The organism is Niallia sp. Man26 (assembly GCF_022049065.2).
Lineage (GTDB): Bacteria > Bacillota > Bacilli > Bacillales > Cytobacillaceae > Niallia.
Genome location: NZ_CP095744.1, coordinates 1,002,135 through 1,018,122, shown reverse-complemented (window position 1 = coordinate 1,018,122; position 15,988 = coordinate 1,002,135). Strand labels below are relative to the sequence as shown.

Sequence of the window (15,988 nt, the reverse complement as noted above, 5' to 3'; positions counted from 1 at the left end):
AACTGGAGGAATTTATTTATGAATGCACTCGATTATTTTAAAGCACGTCTGGAAGCAACTGTTAGTCCTATGGATTATTTAAGATCGGCACAAGTCGATCCAGAAAGATACTTCTTAATTGATGTAAGAAACGGTCCTGAACATGTAAGAAGTCTAACAATAAAAAATGCTAATATTATTCCTCAACAAGAGTTGCAAGAGCGAATACATGAAATTCCTAAAAATAAAGAAATTATTGTATACTGTTGGGATGTCTGGTGTAATACAGCAGCTAAAGTAGCAGTATTTTTGTTAGAGCGTGGTTACAAAGTAAAAGAGTTGTCTGGTGGGATAGCTGCGTGGAAAGAAATGAATTTTCCTGTCTCAGATGCTCCTCTAAATGTTAATCCATCTGATAATTGTGGATGCTAACTCTAATGCATCATGAAAAAAGGTACTGGATTGGTGTTGCTTCTCGTGATCATGTTTTAAATGCAGTCCAAGGTGGATTCGCTCAGCTTTGTCATGGCAAACAAGCGCCTTTAAGAAAGATGAGCACTGGTGATTGGATAATTTATTACTCTCCCAAGGTTAATTATAAAGAAAGTGCTCCTCATCAAAAATTTACTGCTATAGGAAAAATTATTGATGAAGATGTTTTTCAGGTGAATATGGGAAATGATTTTGTACCTTTCCGAAGAAATATTGATTTTATTCCTAGCATTGAAACACCCATTAAACCACTAATTTCAAAACTGTCATTTATTAAAAATACAAAATACTGGGGTTATTCCTTTCGATATGGTCATATAGAAATAAGCGAAAAAGATTTTAAACTAATAGCAGAAAAAATGGTTAATAGAAAAGGAGATTAGAACATTCTAACCTCCTTTTTACATTGATTATTTAGCTACCCTTCCATGTTTTTCCATAGACAAGTTTTCATTTATTACAGGAATGCTGCCCCGTTAGCGCTATAGTTAATAGAGCATTAATACCCCCGATCGTAATATATGGTTAGCCAGATTTTTCTGGTTGACCATTTTTTTTTTAGTTTTATGATTACGGTAGTCGGGGTAGAACGGCGCCCCCGTGGGAATAAATCCCGTCAGCTAAACTGTTCACCCCCTACTTGTATAAACATGTTTCAGGCTGGTTGGGACAATGAACCCGTTTAACAAGCGAACCTATGATATTACAAGGAGTTTAGGGGTTACCGACTAATATGCTTTTTAAGGAGGAGAAATTAGTATGAATCCAGTGATTGGTCTGGATGTTTCAAAAGGAGAAAGCCATGTTCAAGCATTTTTAGATAAAGGTAAACCATATCGGAAGAGTTTTAGTATTACACATAATCTAGAGGGTTTAGGTAGGTTATTAGATTTTCTTCAAGATGTTGAAAAAGCAGCTTTGGGTACTCAACCTTCGGTTGTATTAGAGTCAACTGGGCATTATCACACCCCAGTTATTCAGTTTTTAGAGGAACAAAAATATGTATATATTCTCGTCAATCCTCTTATTTCACATAGAGCCAAGAGTTCAAGCCTACGCAAAGTTAAAACAGATGCAATCGATGCTTATCATCTTTGTGAACTGTATTATAAGGAAGAACTACAGCCTTACAAGAAGCGAGGAATTCAACTCTTAAACCTTCGAAATCTAACAAGGCAACAAGAGAGTATTGCAGAAATTTCAGCGAAAACAAAAATACAGTTACATTCCTTAATTGATCAGGTATTCCCTGAGTATCGAGGAGTTTTCGGAAGTTTATACTCAAAAGTATCTTTGCTTACTTTACTAGAATTCCCTACTTCTAAGGCGGTATTAAGTGTCAGTGAAAAAGAATTAACTGATAAAATAGCTTCATTATGTAAGAATCGTTCGGTGTCCTGGGCAGAGGAAAAGGCACAAATGTTAATAGAGGCTGCCCTACGTAATCCATTTCAAAACAATCTCTATGAGAGTCATATTTTCAATCTAGAAATTTTAATTAAGATAGTTCTTCAATACCAAGAGCATCTATCCAAGATTGCAGATGAAATAAATGCTCTCGCTAAAGAAATTGAAGAGTATTATATTCTTCAATCTATCCCTGGAATCGGAGAAAAAATCGCTGCCACGATTATATCCGAAATTGGAGAAATAGATCGATTTAATGATGCCAAGAAACTTGTTGCATTCGCTGGGATAGATCCTAGTGTGTACTCATCTGGGAGGTTTACCGCATCGGTGAATCGAATAACGAAACGTGGCTCATGTAGACTTCGCCACGCCTTATATATGGCTGTTCAAAGTGGTATAAGGGATAGTCGTAAAAAGAAGACAACCGACGAGATTATTCCACGCAATCGAAAACTAAGAGAGTTTTATGATAAGAAACGAGAAGAAGGAAAACCCTTTAGGGTAGCCGTTATTGCATGTGTAAACAAGCTCTTACACTGGATCTTTGCCTTATTAAAAAAACGAACAACTTTCCAAGATATAGATTAATAACTATATCTAACTAAATACAACAAAACCTTCCAATTAAAATATAGCGGTAGGTTATTTGGCATGTGCATTTTTAGTATACCACGAGATTATTTATCTTTTTATTGAAAAATGTTGACAAACTATTAGCTGGTTTAGCTTAAGTACATTTCTTAAAAAACTTATCCTTTTTACACCATTTAGGGGATCGTCAGAAAAATGCGGATTTACAACGTTAAGCAAATTCAAACGTAAAAAAGTCGAATTCCCAGTCCTTAGAGGAAAACGACTTTTTTATTTGACTTCTTCAAGTAAAGCCCCATTAACCTTTTTCCGGGACTATTTGTAATTTCTGCGACGTTAAATTAAACCTGTGCTAGCCCACCATCTACGAACAATTCAACACCCGTCAAGTAACTGCTTTCGTCTTCTGAAGCAAGGAAAGATACAGCGTTTGCTACTTCTTCAGGTGTCCCAACTTTTCCAGCTGGAACAGTATTTCTACTATTTTCCATTACTTCTTCAAGTGCATCACCAAAAAGCTCATCGTATGCAGGTGTAAGAATACCTCCTGGACTAACCACATTTACACGGATTTCAGTACCTTTTAGGTCAAGAATCCAGTTGCGAACTAATGCTCTTAATGCTGCTTTAGATGCTCCATATACACTAAACGCTGGGTTTCCAATTGATCCAGCAGTAGAGCCCGTTACAATAATAGAACCTTTTTTGTTCGGGAAAAGCGATAATGCTTTTTGAACAGTAAAGATGGTTCCTTTAACGTTAATGTCGAACGTTCTATCAACCTGCTCTTCCGTAATTTCGCCTAATGGAAGGAAGTTGCCGGTGCCTGCATTAGCAAACAGAATGTCCAACTTACCTTTTTCCTGCTTTATAATGTCATATAGTTTGTCTAAGTCTTCAAGCTTAGAAATATCCCCTTGAACACCGGTTACGTTCTTGCCAATTTGGTTAACAGCTTTATCAAGTTCGTTTTGTCTGCGTCCTGTTATATAAACATATGCACCTTCGTCTACAAACTTTTGTGCAGTAGCAAGACCAATCCCACTTGTTCCGCCCGTTACAAGCGCTATTTTACCCTCAAATTTACCCATACTTAACACTCCTTAAGAATTTTATTTTAAGTCTAATACCTTTAAGTACTTGAAGAACAACTTACAAGATATAGTATCCTTCAGTAAGCACATTATCGGAAGTACCCACTTTTTTGTGATATAGTAACTAAAAAGTAATTAATGTGGAATGGAGAGGTTTAGACATGAAAAAATTCAGTTGTGGTTTTGAAGTGACAAAGGAAGTTATTGGCGGAAAGTGGAAAGGTCTTGTATTATACTTTTTAATGAATGGACCAAAGAGAACAAGTGAATTAAAGCGCATTGTCCCAAATATAACTCAGAAAATGCTGATTCAAACACTTAGAGAGCTTGAAGCCAGTGGACTCGTGAGCAGAAAGATGTATAATCAAGTACCGCCGAAGGTTGAATATTCATCCACTGAACTTGGAGAATCTCTTAAACCTATCTTGCAGGAGCTCTGTCAATGGGGAGGCCATTATGCAGAGCAAGAGTATGCAGAAGGTGAATTCGAAATCGTACCACCAGAAGAGGCTTCATAATAAGGAATACAACTTTTAACACCTTATATGTTAGGGTGTTTTATGTTGCACTGGGATGAGGGCATAATAATTCGAAGAAGATTGTCTCGACTACAGGGTTGCTGGTACGACTTTTAGAACAGAAAACAGCTACCCAATTAGGTAACTGTTTTCTGTTCTAAAATGTAAGATACTCAATTAGTCTCACTCTGTTTCCAAATGGGTTCCCATTAACTATACAAAAGAAGTTAATTATCACGGTTTTTTTCTCCCCATTCACATAACTGTTCTAAAACAGGTAATAGCGTTTCTCCTTTATGTGTAAGACTGTATTCCACTTTAGGAGGGATTTGAGGATATTCTTTTCGTCTAACCATCCCATCTGCTTCCAAATCTTTCAGTTGTGAACTCAATGTTTTAAAGGTGATAGTACCTAATCTTCTTTTCATCTCATTAAAGCGAACGGGTTGATTTTCCGAAAGGAGATACAGAATTAACATTTTCCATTTCCCTCCAACAACAGACAATGTATATCCGAAAGGTGTCTCTTGGATATTTACCTTTTCTTTAAAATCAGCCATACTCATATTTGACACTATCCTTTCTGGTAGTAGCTATCTAAATAGTGCGTACTATTTTTTTCTTTGTTTTCATTTTATACTTACCTTACTTTGAAATAAAGGAGAGAAAAAATGACTAATATTAAAACCTACAATCACGACCTATGGGATCACGGCATTACACAAGGATACAGCGTCAACAGTACTATCTATATTTCTGGTCAATTTTCCCACGATAAGGATGGTATGTTCATTGGCAAGGAGAATATTGAAGCTCAGACGCGACAAACATTTGAGAACCTCGATCGAGTATTGGAGGAATTTGGTGTCACGAAGTCCAACCTCGCTTATGTGGAAATCTTTCTAACAAATCCGCAAGAGCACTCCGAGCCTGTCATCAGTCTGTTCAAGGAATATCTAGAACAACACAGACCAGCTGGCAGCCTCATCGGCGTGACTTACCTGGCATTCCCAGAGCAATTGATTGAAGTCAAGGCTGTCGCACACACTGAATAAGCAAGTTACATTTTAAACACAAAGTAAATTATGTCAACCCTATTTAGGTCATATTATAACAATTAAATCTGTAATGATTTTGAATTAATTAAAAGCAAGTATCATTACAGATAATATTGTTATCTGTAATGATACTTGCTTATGTCATAAACCTGCCTCAATTACGCCATATCCTCATAGCGACACAAGAGTAAGGTGGTATCTATTTACCGCTTATTATCATATAAGCACAATAAATATTCGAGATAACCAAACTAGGAGACATTAGATGATTGTTAAAAATGAACAAGATATTAAAGGGTTTAAAATAAATTGGAAAAATTGTTAGTCTAATTAGAGAGGAATTAATTAAAAGTACCGTTCCTGGTATTACGACAAAAGAGCTTGATGACATGGCAGGAAAATTACTCCAAGGGCACAGGGCCATTTCAGGGCCCAATATATGTATGATTTTCCTGGGTATACATGTATTTCTGTTAACGATGAAGTAGCACATGGTATACCAGGGAAAACAATAATGGCCTGTAGGCTCCATCCCAGTAATGACAGACTATATTCCGCATGACTCTTTTATTTGACTATCTAATTAATAAATGTCTTAAATCCTTCTTGTGTATTATCAAAAAAGCAAGTGGAACCTAGCTCCATTCCACGATCATCCTGTGCTCTAGCTACATGATGATGTTTCGCGATATCAATTCCAATTACTAAAGTCTTAGGTGTAATTTGAGCTATTTTATGATTTTGGTTATAATTCATAGTGAGACCTCCGAGTAGATGTTTTGTTCTTTTAGCGCGCCAGCTTTGGACATATTTATCTTATCAAGAGGTCTTTTTTCATTCAAATCGCATTTTCACTTATTACAGGAATGCTGCCACGTTTGCGACACAAGAAAGTTTATCTTCATTTAATAAGATATGCCGCCATTTTATTAACAATAAATAAAAAATCTACCACTTGGCAGCTTTAAGAATATAATGGAATATCAATAATGGGATGTTTTTGTGAGTAAAGTGATAATTCTATGGATAATTTTCTTATGATATTTTTTAATATTTATTGGTAGTAAATTTTACTTATTAGCAAAATCGAGACTGTTCATAGCAAAAAAACGACCCACCATTAGGTGAATCGTCCCTTCCTGCTATTCAAGGAATTTCTGCATATCCTCATCTAAATATACCCAGCCTTTCCAGCCGATATGAATTGTGTCACGCATAAAATAAGGTTCGTATTCATAGTCAGAGTAATCGGCGTAAGTAAACCCGCTACCATTTATTTGTGTCTTTATACGAGTGTAATAGTCTTGCCGGCCTTTTTCGGGAAAGCCTGTGTAATCATAGTAAGTGCCATTAACCGGGATAATGACAAAAAGCGGTTCGGCGCCAGATTGCTTGAGTATATCAAGCATCAGCTGGAAATCATCGTATTCTGGTGATTCTGCATAGGAACGGCCTTTATTCTTTCCTTTCATTTCCTTGATGGAGTGCTTCTTATGATTATATACTTTGTCATCAATATAAAATTCGGACTGCTGTGTTCGTTCTTCTCCATAAGAATCAGCTTGTGTTTGCAACTCTTCCCATGTCTTGTCCTTGACTTCATCTGATTGATGCCTATTAGTGGTTGAATCATTCAGAAGTGTGAAGTACAAATCCTTTTTCTTCAGTACGGATAGATAGGTCTTTGCAGGAACGGATAAAATATTAAACTTAGTCTTTTTATCATTCAAATAAGCGTCATAAAGCTGATAAAGAATGGTATCATTCTTGACTGCATTATACGTCATCAGGCGTTGCATCAATTTTCGTTTCACCTGCTCGTCCACTTCCTTATTGTAAGGAAGCTGGTATGCTTGCAGGGAGGAATAGTTTGGTGCAAAATGCTGCTCGTCTGTACCATGCTTTACAAACCATTGCGGTGATACGATGATGACCATTTGCTTGTTCTTCAATTGAGCGGCATGTGTTGCAAAGTTTAAGTCATGAATAATAGAGGTCATTCCGCCTTTTCCTACTAAATAAGGTGTGAAGGGAGCTGCGTTCGTTTCGAAATAATTTGATGGATGGAATGGATCCCAGCGCGATAATTCTGAAGAACCATAAATCGGAACATACTTTGAATGTTTGAGCATTTCACTTTGTAAATAGGTTCCTTGAAACATATTTGGCTCCAGACTGATAGCCGATTCCTCCAAGCGATCAGCAGGAACTAACTTAGCCAGCCATGATACGGGTACGAATACCACCCCGGCAAACAGGACCAATGCAAGAATGATTGGTCCAAACAAATACTTTTTCTTCATTATTTCAACTCATTCAGACGGTCAACGATAGCATTTGGTGTATTCCATGTATCTCGGTCGAACTCCGTAATTGGTACATTAATATCAAGCTGATCCTGGAATTTAACTAGTAATTCTACTGTTCCAAAAGAATCAATTAGTCCTGAATCGAATAAATCTAAATCAAGCTCTTCTTTCACAACATCATCTTGACAAACTTCTGCAATAACTTGTAGTACTTCTTCTTTAAAATTCATTTATATATCCCCTTTTATTGAAATGGTTTGCCGGAAAACAGATAAAAACCGAAGCAAACGACATGGAAAGTGATGATGATAGACACCATTGTCATTGCTTTTCCTGTTGGCCAGCGTTTATGTTTTTTATTCCAAGTCTCGAAGAAATTAAATCCGGTCATCATCATGGCATGATATGCTCCATAAATGATGTACTGAATTTCTAATCCATGCCATGCTCCCATCAGCAGGAACAGCAGGATATAACCTAAATTAGAAACGAGCATTTTGTTTTGTATCCATTTTTTCTTCCTTATGAGGAAGACAAAGCGCATGAACACATAATCACGGAACCAGAACGACAGTGACATATGCCATCGGTTCCAGAAATCCTTGATGTTGCGGCTGATAAATGGTTTATTAAAGTTCTCCGGTGACCGGATACCCATTATATAACTGACTCCGACTGCAAATGCCGTATAGCCGGCAAAGTCGAAGAATAGGTACAAGCTATAGCTGTACATGTACAACAGGTGATATGAAAACTTACCATCTGCTATATAATCTAGATTCATAATGAAGTACGTATTAATGCAATAGCCGATTATAAATTTATACAAAAACCCAAGGAAGATTTTGTTGATCCCTTTATATAGCAGCTCATTGTACTCCTCCGGTTTCCAGTGCTTTTCTTCATCCTTCTGGAATCTGCGGAAGCGGTCAATAGGACCCGAGGAAATTGTCGGGTAAAACAGCATAAAATTAACAAGCTTAAAAATCGAGAGCTGCTGCTTAATCAAACCATCTCTTGTTTCAATAATAATTTGGACAGCTCGGAATGTCAGATAAGAGATACCTAGAAAACTAGCCCAATTATCCACTGCCAAAATCGGTAAAATCTTGGTTAAAATTAATGGCAGGATGGATAAAAAACTTATTACATAGAATACGAGGCTGCTATTCTTTGTCTGTCGATACGAAATATAGCCTTTGACCAATATAACTTGAAGGATGGTGAAGACTACTAATGAGAAAAAGCCCGCGTTCCCTCCTGAAAATATAATAGCCAATACAACAATTGAGACAAAAACATTATAATAACGCAGGCGCTTGCCCATTATGCCGAGTATCATTGTCGGCAGAAGCAAGATACCTAGAATAATAAAGAAAAGGAACGAGCTATACGGGGTCATGCGAATACCTCTTCCTTCATTTTCTTGCGGTCTGCTTTTCCATTTATCGTCATTGGAATAGAAGTATGATACGAGAACTTACGCGGAATCATATATGCTGGCAAGCGCAGAGCAATATCTTTGCGGATTGCAGCTGTCAGTTTGTATTCCTTATCAAAATCATGGTACGCCGGCACAACTGCCGCAATCAAGTATTCAATTTCTTCGTTTGGTGCATAAGGAATAATAATCGCAGCCTTAATAAAATCAGACTGATTAAGGTGGAACTCAATCTCTTCCAGCTCCATCCGGTAGCCATGAAGCTTGATCTGAAAATCCATTCTGCCTTGGCAGTACACCAACCCGTCTTGAATAATGCCGGCATCTCCGGTACGATAGGCATTCATTCCGTTAATCATGCCGAATGCATTTTCTGTCAGTAGCGGCTCACCTAGATAGCCTTTTGACACACTTGGCCCAGCAAGAATAAGCTCCCCTTTTTCCCCTTCTGGCAACGGATTATCCAATTCATCCACAACGAAAATACGCATATCAGATTTTGGGTAGCCAACTGGCAGAGCCTTCTCTTTCGCAAGCAATTCTTCTGTAATCTCGATAGACGTCACAGCCACTGTTGCTTCTGTTGGCCCATAGGTATTAAAAATCCTTGCTTTTGGGAAACGTGCTTTCAGCTCCTTGGCCACAGCTAGCGGCAGTACTTCTCCACAGAAAAGAAATACTTCAAGCTCTGGAAGCATCTTGTCATTAAAATCTGGATTTGGAAAACACATTTGCACGAAGGATGGTGTCGATGTCCACACTTGCAAGGCAGAGCGGCTCAAGTTCTCAAACAAAAGCTTCGGCTTATTGCTTACATCTTTCTCTAGCGCATGAATGGAGCCTCCGCTCTGTAACGCTGGATAAAAGTCCATCACAGACAAATCGAATGAAAAAGGCGCCTGATTCAAGAATACTTTTCCTTCATCTAATGGAAAGTCACCTGTCATCCAATCGGTAAAAGATTGCAGATTTGCTGCAGTTATTTGAACACCTTTCGGATTTCCTGTACTGCCGGAAGTATAAATGGTGTAAAAAACTTCTTCAAGATGGACCCAGTACTCATCGCCAATAAGCTCTTCTTGTTCCAATTCCAGGTTTAGCATATGTAAAACTGCAACACTATCAAAATCCAGCTTGCTATCTGTTGTATTAATTACTAATCCAGCACCAGATTTTTCGACGATAAGACGCACCCGTTCCATTGGAATGGATGTATCTACCGGTATATAAGGGTATCCAGCCTGCACACAGGAAAGGAACGCTACCGGCATATCAGTTGCCATATGGCCATACACAACAATTGGCGTCTGCCGCTCGAGCTGAATGGCATGTAATAAGCTTGCTAGTCTCCTCGATTTGTCCCAAAGCATCCCATAGGTCAGCACCTGATCCTCTGTACGATATGCAATATGCTCCGGTTTTCTTTCCGCATGCTGTGCAATACGAGTTAAAAGTTTCATTTTATTATCTTCTCCATTTAGAAATCATTATAAATATAGTTGCCAGTATTGGCCGTATGGAAGCCGTACATCAAAAACAAGGTAACGAGGATAGCCAAATAAAAACAAGTATGTAAAGCAAACCGGACGCCAGTGTGCATATACAGCTGTTTAAGCTTATTCATCTTCTCTCTCCTTTCTTTTATTCAAATTTATAGCCGGTTCCAATAACAGTCCGGATATGATGTGATTCAAAGCTTAATTTAGCTCTTAGCTTTTTTATATGTGTATCCACAACTCGACTATCACCATCGAAGTCAAATCCCCATACGTGATTCAAAATTGTTTCCCGTGAAAGGACATTATTTTTATGCTGAAGCAAGAACACCAATAATTCATATTCTTTTGGCGTCAATTCGACCTGTTGGCCCCCGAGCTGAAGCTGATGGGACTTCGTATTAACGATTGCTTCACCGAAGCTTAGCATATGACCAGTCGGCAAGTAATGTTCGTTTGCCCGTTTCATTAAAGAATTAGCACGTGCTACTAATACTTTTGGGCTGAATGGCTTCGTAACATAATCATCGGCCCCAAGTTCAAAGCCATGAATTTTATCATCGTCACTGGATTTCGCTGTCAGCAGAATAATCGGTACACCAGAACTCATTCGTACCTGCTTGGTGACAGCAAATCCATCCATTTGCGGCATCATGATATCGAGAATGACTAAATCCGGATAAATGGCATCAAACCAATCTATCGCACTGCTGCCATTATCCGTTTCATACACTTCCCAACCGTCCTTTTTGAAGTAATCAGCTACAACTTCTCGAATTCTCACTTCATCCTCGACAAGCAATACTTTCTTCCCCATCGTGAATCTTCCTTCCAATTTATAGATATTAACAAGGTTATATGTCTTTCATGTGTCCTAATAAGAAATTATTACCATTATTTGAAATGAACATAGAAACGTACACCGTCTGGCATGTTTTCCGCACCATAATGAAATCCATGCAAGTTAAGTATTTGCTGGACAATCGCCAACCCTAAGCCTGTACCACCTGTCATTCGGCTTCGCGAAGATTCAGTCCTATAGAACCTTTTCCAAATATTATCCAGATGCTCACTTGGTATTTGCTGGCCTTTATTCTCAATTTTGAACACACAACCGCCATTTTCCTGATCCAATTCAATTCGAATCACAATAACAGAATTAGGCTCACTGTGCCGAACCGCATTAATAAGAAGATTTTGCATTACTCGTTCCATCCACTCATAATCCGCCAAAATATGCTGTTCATTCTTCGGCATGATTTCAATGACAACATTTTTCTCTTGTGCAATACAGAATAATTTAGAGGCCAATACCTCAATCATTTCACTAAGCAAAAAAGATGTTTTTCTTAGTTTAATCGCACCGTTCTCCAACTTAGCCAAATCGAGCATATCTTTAATAAGCACTTCCATCTTTTCTGACTCCTCAATGATCACTTCTACATAGTGGTCATGCTTATCCGGACTAACACCATCCTGCAGCCCCTCAGCGAAGCTTTTGACAATGCTGAGCGGCGTCTTCAGTTCATGGGACGCATGCTCGAAGAACTCGCGCTGCTCCTTTTCCATCTGCACACGTCTTTCCATATCACGTTTTAGCTTTCCATTAGCTTGTTTCAAGTCATTTAATGCAACATCTAAATTCTGTGCCATAACAAGCATATTGTTCGAAAGGCTCCCAAGCTCATCCTTCTGCTTAATCGGCTTCGCCGATGAGAAGTCTAGATGCACCATTTTTTTTGCCATTTCATTCAATTTAATCAATGGTCTGCTGACAAGACGGGAATAGAATAGCGACAACAAAATGATGAGAATAAAGCCAATAATGCCGATATATATATAAAATATTCGAAGTGCTTCATTGGTATCTTTAATTTCCTGAATAGATGTGACAGAGAACATAAATTGCATTTCTCCATCTTTCTTAATTGGCTCAATTAGTACTAAATTATGTTTTCCACTCCATGATTCCACCCAATCCAACTGCAGACTTTCCCCTTCAGTAAGCTGCTTTAACTGTTCCTCCTCAAGCGGGAACCATTCCAACAACGCATCATAGAGTATTCCTAGTCCTCTATTAATCATTACACCCTTAGGCAGCGAAATGCTTTTTACCTTTCCTTCAATAGCCACTTCATTCTCGATTGGATCTTCCCCTGCACTTGACGAATTCTTTGTAATAACAGATGGATAAATGACCGTAGGAACCTTAGCATCTGGTTCTCCTCGAACAATCAATGTATCTCCCTCTTTGATATTCAATGCTTGTAACTGTTGTCCGTAAGACGAGACTAGTAAGGACAGCGATACTTCTACTACATTTCCATCTCCTGTTTCCAGCATAATATTAAACGGATCCTGAACTAACTGAAAACCTTCTTCGTCCACAATCGTCAACGGACTTTTGGACTTCCTCATGTAAGATAAAGTCTGTTTTGTCAGTTCCGCTTCGCTCCAGGAGTTTTCCTCATAACCTTCTGCTAATTGATGTATGCGATTTGCTGCTTCTTTCGTTTTATGATGCTGATAGAAACGATCAAATAATGACAATTGAAATATCATAATCATGGCGTAAAACACCAAAAAGAATAAAGCTGTTACAGCAAATAATTTAACGGTAATACCGCGTTTTCTCATGTTCTACTCCTTTATTTCATACGACTGTTTATTAATAACTTAAGCTATTCGTATGTTTTTTGTGTGTCCACAAACACCACTTCATATAGTAACCATCTTTTTGAAGTTGTGGAACCTTTTTTTACTTGAGCATTTCCATCAGAAATGAAGGTATCATTGGCAAAATAGATGTATGTTCTAGACAGCCTTGTTAACATCAACTACTTACTTAAACTAAAAAAACATCTAGTAATTAGATGCCTGCCTGCACTGATTAATGTCCTTACACAAAGTTAACCTTTTTCACATTTTTTCTACTAGATGCTTCAGTTAATTCCACAATAAAAGGAGCATTAATCTTTTCATCGATTAATGCTCACTAAACTTCTCTATTATATTATTAAAGGAATATTTTCGGTTTAGCTAACTAGACATAAGCCTAACAAATAACGATTAATGGATTTAAACACTTATATTGACTTAAAAATCCGTAGTTCTATCAAAACAACTATAGGTACACATTAATATGTTTGAATATTCAGTATTTTAAGGTAAAAAAATGGCTCCGCAGGTAGGACTCGAACCTACGACCGATCGGTTAACAGCCGATTGCTCTACCACTGAGCTACTGCGGAACAAAAACGTATGTATTATATGGTGGGCCTAAATGGACTCGAACCATCGACCTCACGCTTATCAGGCGTGCGCTCTAACCAGCTGAGCTATAGGCCCATATTGGAGCGGGTGATGAGAATCGAACTCACGACATCAGCTTGGAAGGCTGAGGTTTTACCATTAAACTACACCCGCATAATAGGTTTTAAAAAAGATTTAAAATATGGCTAAACTGGTTCATTCGAACTGTTAAGCACCTGCCATAATATTATTATTGGCAGGAGTAGTAGGAATTGAACCCACACCGGAGGTTTTGGAGACCTCTGTTCTACCTTTAAACTATACTCCTAAATGGCGGTCCGGACGGGACTCGAACCCGCGACCTCCTGCGTGACAGGCAGGCATTCTAACCAACTGAACTACCGGACCAGATTGCGGGGACAGGATTTGAACCTGCGACCTTCGGGTTATGAGCCCGACGAGCTACCAGACTGCTCCACCCCGCGATAATATTATTTATTTAACTAATGGAGGAGGAAAGGGGATTCGAACCCCTGCGCGGTTTGACCCGCCTGTCGGTTTTCAAGACCGATCCCTTCAGCCGGACTTGGGTATTCCTCCGTATTGGTGGAGCCTAGCGGGATCGAACCGCTGACCTCCTGCGTGCAAGGCAGGCGCTCTCCCAGCTGAGCTAAGGCCCCGTTATTTTTGGGATATTAATGGTCGGGAAGACAGGATTCGAACCTGCGACCCCTTGGTCCCAAACCAAGTGCTCTACCAAGCTGAGCTACTTCCCGATATGGCGCGCCCGAAAGGAGTCGAACCCATAACCTTCTGATCCGTAGTCAGACGCTCTATCCAATTGAGCTACGGGCGCTAAATTTTCGAAAAACAATGGTGCCGAGGACCGGAATCGAACCGGTACGGTAGTCACCTACCGCAGGATTTTAAGTCCTGTGCGTCTGCCAGTTCCGCCACCCCGGCATTGTTTTTAAAAATTGGAGCGGAAGACGAGGTTCGAACTCGCGACCCCCACCTTGGCAAGGTGGTGTTCTACCACTGAACTACTTCCGCTTAGAGTATGAAATTAAATGGTGCGGGTGAAGGGAGTCGAACCCCCACGCCTTGCGGCGCTAGATCCTAAGTCTAGTGCGTCTGCCAATTCCGCCACACCCGCGTAAATGGTGAGTCATGCAGGATTCGAACCTGCGACCCTCTGATTAAAAGTCAGATGCTCTACCAACTGAGCTAATGACTCATCTCATTTTAAAAGATGGTGCCGACGAGAGGACTTGAACCCCCAACCTACTGATTACAAGTCAGTTGCTCTACCAATTGAGCTACATCGGCATTTATATGGTGGAGGATGACGGGATCGAACCGCCGACCCTCTGCTTGTAAGGCAGATGCTCTCCCAGCTGAGCTAATCCTCCAAATATTGGTGACCCATACGGGATTCGAACCCGTGTTACCGCCGTGAAAGGGCGGTGTCTTAACCGCTTGACCAATGGGCCAGTTTACCATTAATTCTAGTAGCCAAGTAAACTTCTTATTTGGCGACAAAAGTTATTATATAAAAACTATATTATATTCGTCAACATATTTTTTATAGTTTTTTTAAATAAATTTATATAAGTGGCTAACCCTCCATGTGGATTAGACATTTTAAATTGGGTCTTAGCCACCACTTTTACTGATATTAAGGTAACTCCCGCTTCATTAAAAACTTCACGCTACAAAAGTATTCGAACAAAAAGACCGGACAGAGCCGGTCATCAAAACTAGATTGATTTAGAACGCCCAATTCTTTGCTTAAACCCATTTGCTAGAGGCACGACGATGATGCCGGCAATAACGAGCTGCATGATGTTACCTGGGATAGAGCCGAACGGCTGAATCCAGTTGCTATAAAGGATAACTTCTGTAAAATAGTAGCCGACAACTTTGATAATAAGGGCAACAGCCACTGCCAGTACGTGTACGTATACCTTTTTGCCAGGCATCTTTTCAGCAATAAGGCCAGCTACATATCCCATTGCACCAACGATAACAAATGTAAACGGAGCCCATAATGTCCAGCCTGAAACAATATCGAACAGAGCCATTCCGAAGGCTCCCACTATTGCGCCTGATTTTTTACCAAATACAAAGGCAGCAATCAAAAGCGGCACGTTACCTAAATGAATGAGGCCCCCGTTACCCATCAGTGGCAGCCTAATGTTGATAAACATAGTAGCTAGGAAAGTTAAGGTAATAAAAAGTGCATTAAGAACCAGAGTTCTCGTTTTATTATGTTCTGTCGTAAACATGTAAATCCCCCTCGTTATTTCGGAGTGTGTGTTCAAAAGAATCTCCACTTCTTTAATGAT

General features: G+C 39.1%; 16 protein-coding genes, 17 tRNA genes and 1 pseudogene. 6 read left to right on the top strand and 28 right to left on the bottom strand.

Features of this window, described 5'->3' with window-relative positions; translation table 11 throughout:
* The first annotated feature begins 18 nt into the window (after positions 1-18).
* The 3 genes from L8T27_RS24625 to L8T27_RS24615 all read left to right on the top strand — a co-directional run bounded on the left by L8T27_RS24625 (position 19) and on the right by L8T27_RS24615 (position 2,469).
* Positions 19-411, top strand: coding sequence for a rhodanese-like domain-containing protein (locus tag L8T27_RS24625; RefSeq protein ID WP_233317995.1), 393 nt, complete (start codon positions 19-21; stop codon positions 409-411).
* A 5-nt stretch (positions 412-416) separates the two neighbouring features.
* On the top strand, positions 417-854 hold the full coding sequence (locus tag L8T27_RS24620) for an EVE domain-containing protein (protein ID WP_233317998.1): 438 nt from the start codon (positions 417-419) through the stop codon (positions 852-854).
* A gap of 376 nt (positions 855-1,230) precedes the next feature.
* The gene (locus tag L8T27_RS24615) at positions 1,231-2,469 is read left to right on the top strand and encodes an IS110 family RNA-guided transposase (RefSeq protein WP_237943046.1); all 1,239 of its coding nucleotides are present in this window, start codon (positions 1,231-1,233) and stop codon (positions 2,467-2,469) included.
* A 344-nt stretch (positions 2,470-2,813) separates the two neighbouring features.
* Here L8T27_RS24615 and L8T27_RS24610 read toward each other — a convergent pair whose 3' ends face one another.
* A complete protein-coding gene (locus L8T27_RS24610) occupies positions 2,814-3,563 on the bottom strand; it encodes an SDR family NAD(P)-dependent oxidoreductase (protein ID WP_237943529.1) in 750 nt (249 codons plus the stop codon).
* Between the two features lie 164 nt (positions 3,564-3,727).
* On the opposite strand from L8T27_RS24610, the gene L8T27_RS24605 reads away from it, so the two are divergent.
* On the top strand, positions 3,728-4,084 hold the full coding sequence (locus tag L8T27_RS24605) for a winged helix-turn-helix transcriptional regulator (RefSeq protein WP_237943526.1): 357 nt from the start codon (positions 3,728-3,730) through the stop codon (positions 4,082-4,084).
* Positions 4,085-4,311: 227 nt separating this feature from the next.
* On the opposite strand, the gene L8T27_RS24600 is transcribed toward L8T27_RS24605, so the two are convergent.
* Positions 4,312-4,650: a winged helix-turn-helix transcriptional regulator gene (locus L8T27_RS24600; RefSeq protein WP_237943524.1), complete on the bottom strand. Its 339-nt coding sequence runs from the start codon at positions 4,648-4,650 to the stop codon at positions 4,312-4,314.
* A 105-nt stretch (positions 4,651-4,755) separates the two neighbouring features.
* Between L8T27_RS24600 and L8T27_RS24595 the strand changes: the two genes are divergently transcribed.
* Both L8T27_RS24595 and L8T27_RS24590 read left to right on the top strand, forming a co-directional pair.
* A complete protein-coding gene (locus tag L8T27_RS24595) occupies positions 4,756-5,139 on the top strand; it encodes a RidA family protein (protein ID WP_237943522.1) in 384 nt (127 codons plus the stop codon).
* A 268-nt stretch (positions 5,140-5,407) separates the two neighbouring features.
* Positions 5,408-5,659: pseudogene (locus L8T27_RS24590) on the top strand (M24 family metallopeptidase); the annotation flags it as partial.
* Between the two features lie 62 nt (positions 5,660-5,721).
* Here the strand turns inward: L8T27_RS24590 and L8T27_RS24585 are convergent.
* The 26 genes from L8T27_RS24585 to L8T27_RS24460 form a co-directional block, all read right to left on the bottom strand.
* A complete protein-coding gene (locus L8T27_RS24585) occupies positions 5,722-5,898 on the bottom strand; it encodes an IS110 family transposase (RefSeq protein WP_237943520.1) in 177 nt (58 codons plus the stop codon).
* Between the two features lie 386 nt (positions 5,899-6,284).
* Entirely contained in the window at positions 6,285-7,445 is a 1,161-nt protein-coding gene (gene dltD, locus L8T27_RS24580; protein WP_237943519.1) for a D-alanyl-lipoteichoic acid biosynthesis protein DltD, read from the bottom strand.
* Complete coding sequence (gene dltC / locus L8T27_RS24575; RefSeq protein ID WP_237943517.1) at positions 7,445-7,681, bottom strand: D-alanine--poly(phosphoribitol) ligase subunit DltC; 237 nt, start codon at positions 7,679-7,681, stop codon at positions 7,445-7,447. Before dltC ends, dltD begins: the two co-directional genes overlap by 1 nt.
* A gap of 14 nt (positions 7,682-7,695) precedes the next feature.
* Complete coding sequence (gene dltB, locus L8T27_RS24570; protein ID WP_237943514.1) at positions 7,696-8,853, bottom strand: D-alanyl-lipoteichoic acid biosynthesis protein DltB; 1,158 nt, start codon at positions 8,851-8,853, stop codon at positions 7,696-7,698.
* A complete protein-coding gene (dltA, locus tag L8T27_RS24565) occupies positions 8,850-10,352 on the bottom strand; it encodes a D-alanine--poly(phosphoribitol) ligase subunit DltA (RefSeq protein ID WP_237943512.1) in 1,503 nt (500 codons plus the stop codon). The genes dltB and dltA overlap by 4 nt, the downstream gene beginning before the upstream one ends.
* 17 nt (positions 10,353-10,369) lie before the next feature.
* Entirely contained in the window at positions 10,370-10,516 is a 147-nt protein-coding gene (locus tag L8T27_RS24560) for a teichoic acid D-Ala incorporation-associated protein DltX (RefSeq protein ID WP_233318026.1), read from the bottom strand.
* Between the two features lie 17 nt (positions 10,517-10,533).
* A complete protein-coding gene (locus tag L8T27_RS24555) occupies positions 10,534-11,205 on the bottom strand; it encodes a response regulator transcription factor (RefSeq protein WP_233318029.1) in 672 nt (223 codons plus the stop codon).
* 77 nt (positions 11,206-11,282) lie between these two features.
* Positions 11,283-13,025: a sensor histidine kinase gene (locus tag L8T27_RS24550; RefSeq protein WP_237943510.1), complete on the bottom strand. Its 1,743-nt coding sequence runs from the start codon at positions 13,023-13,025 to the stop codon at positions 11,283-11,285.
* A gap of 539 nt (positions 13,026-13,564) precedes the next feature.
* Positions 13,565-13,639: transfer RNA gene (locus L8T27_RS24545), tRNA-Asn, on the bottom strand.
* 20 nt (positions 13,640-13,659) lie between these two features.
* Positions 13,660-13,736: transfer RNA gene (locus L8T27_RS24540), tRNA-Ile, on the bottom strand.
* Positions 13,737-13,740: 4 nt separating this feature from the next.
* A tRNA-Gly gene (locus L8T27_RS24535) sits at positions 13,741-13,814 on the bottom strand.
* An 80-nt stretch (positions 13,815-13,894) separates the two neighbouring features.
* A tRNA-Trp gene (locus L8T27_RS24530) sits at positions 13,895-13,968 on the bottom strand.
* Positions 13,969-13,971: 3 nt separating this feature from the next.
* Positions 13,972-14,048, bottom strand: a tRNA-Asp gene (locus L8T27_RS24525).
* 3 nt (positions 14,049-14,051) lie between these two features.
* Positions 14,052-14,125, bottom strand: a tRNA-Met gene (locus L8T27_RS24520).
* A gap of 22 nt (positions 14,126-14,147) precedes the next feature.
* Positions 14,148-14,240, bottom strand: a tRNA-Ser gene (locus L8T27_RS24515).
* Between the two features lie 4 nt (positions 14,241-14,244).
* Positions 14,245-14,320 (bottom strand) — tRNA-Ala (locus tag L8T27_RS24510).
* Positions 14,321-14,339: 19 nt separating this feature from the next.
* Positions 14,340-14,416 (bottom strand) — tRNA-Pro (locus L8T27_RS24505).
* A gap of 3 nt (positions 14,417-14,419) precedes the next feature.
* Positions 14,420-14,496 (bottom strand) — tRNA-Arg (locus L8T27_RS24500).
* A gap of 18 nt (positions 14,497-14,514) precedes the next feature.
* Positions 14,515-14,603: transfer RNA gene (locus L8T27_RS24495), tRNA-Leu, on the bottom strand.
* 15 nt (positions 14,604-14,618) lie between these two features.
* Positions 14,619-14,693 (bottom strand) — tRNA-Gly (locus L8T27_RS24490).
* An 18-nt stretch (positions 14,694-14,711) separates the two neighbouring features.
* Positions 14,712-14,796: transfer RNA gene (locus L8T27_RS24485), tRNA-Leu, on the bottom strand.
* A 5-nt stretch (positions 14,797-14,801) separates the two neighbouring features.
* Positions 14,802-14,877 (bottom strand) — tRNA-Lys (locus tag L8T27_RS24480).
* A gap of 16 nt (positions 14,878-14,893) precedes the next feature.
* Positions 14,894-14,969, bottom strand: a tRNA-Thr gene (locus L8T27_RS24475).
* A gap of 7 nt (positions 14,970-14,976) precedes the next feature.
* Positions 14,977-15,052: transfer RNA gene (locus L8T27_RS24470), tRNA-Val, on the bottom strand.
* 6 nt (positions 15,053-15,058) lie between these two features.
* A tRNA-Glu gene (locus L8T27_RS24465) sits at positions 15,059-15,133 on the bottom strand.
* A 267-nt stretch (positions 15,134-15,400) separates the two neighbouring features.
* Entirely contained in the window at positions 15,401-15,928 is a 528-nt protein-coding gene (locus tag L8T27_RS24460; RefSeq protein WP_233318035.1) for an ECF transporter S component, read from the bottom strand.
* Between the last annotated feature and the right edge of the window lie 60 nt (positions 15,929-15,988).